Raw genomic sequence first — 338 nt, forward strand, 5'->3', positions numbered from 1 at the left:
AAAAGAGAAAATCAAAATATAGGCTTAGAGAATCAAAGTAAATTACTTGATAAAATAGGAATTGAGTTATTAGCATTAGGGAATATATCAAATGTAATAGGAACATATTTTAATATAAATGAACAATTGAAAGAAAATGATTTTCTTATTATTATAGGGAACAGTTTACAATCAATCGGTGCTTTTTTAGGAGTAGAAGCAGCTTTGATGGATATAAATGTACTACAGAAAATTATTATACTAGGTAACTCCATGCAAAGTTTAGGAGCTGGATTACAAGCGTATCAAGGCGTTTCAAATTTATTGAAAGATGAGAGAGAAAATGAAGATAGTATTTT

At 27.5% G+C, this 338-nt stretch carries 1 protein-coding gene; it reads left to right on the plus strand.

All coding sequences use genetic code 11. The features are described from left to right. A partial coding sequence (locus MR160_RS34170) for a DUF6944 family repetitive protein (protein ID WP_481746749.1) occupies window positions 1-338 on the plus strand: 338 nt, incomplete at both ends.

Source organism: Bacillus cereus group sp. BfR-BA-01382, assembly GCF_022663475.1.
GTDB classification, from domain to species: Bacteria; Bacillota; Bacilli; order Bacillales; family Bacillaceae_G; genus Bacillus_A; species Bacillus_A thuringiensis_S.